General features: G+C 70.6%; 1 protein-coding gene. It reads right to left on the minus strand.

Features of this window, described 5'->3' with window-relative positions; all coding sequences use genetic code 11:
• Positions 1–562: acyltransferase domain-containing protein (locus IE124_RS34425; protein WP_189514054.1), on the minus strand; the 562-nt coding region annotated here is incomplete at both ends.

Raw genomic sequence — 562 nt, forward strand, 5'->3', positions numbered from 1 at the left:
GAGGCCGGTGACGGTGTCGGGGAGGGCCATGGTGAGGACGGGGTGGGCGCTGACCTCGACGAAGTGGGTGAACCCTTCGTCGGTGGCGAGGGTTTCGACGGCGGGGGCGAAGCCGACGGGGTGGCGGAGGTTGCGGTACCAGTACGTGGCGTCGAGGGCGGGTTCGGTGATCCAGGCACCGTCGAGCGTGGAGAAGAAGGGGACGCGCGGAGCGTGCGGGGTGAGTCCGGTGAGGACGTCGGCGAGCTCGTTCTCGATGGTCTCGACGTGGGCGCTGTGGGAGGCGTAGTCGACGGGGATGATCCGCGCGCGGATGCCGTCGGCCTTGCAGGTCTTCGCGAGCTCTTCGATCTGTGCGGGGTCGCCGGAGACGACGGTGGCGGTGGGGCCGTTGACGGCGGCGATCGACAGTCCGTCGAGGGTGTCGATCCGCTCCAGGACGTCGGTCTGGCTGAGGGCGAGGGAGATCATGCCGCCCTTGCCGGCGAGGTGAGCGGCGATGGACCGGCTGCGTAGGGCGACGACGCGGGCGGCATCCTCCAGGCTCAGTGCCCCGGCGACG

Origin of the sequence: Streptomyces narbonensis (genome assembly GCF_014649015.1) — a bacterium.
Taxonomy (GTDB): Bacteria; Actinomycetota; Actinomycetes; order Streptomycetales; family Streptomycetaceae; genus Streptomyces; species Streptomyces narbonensis.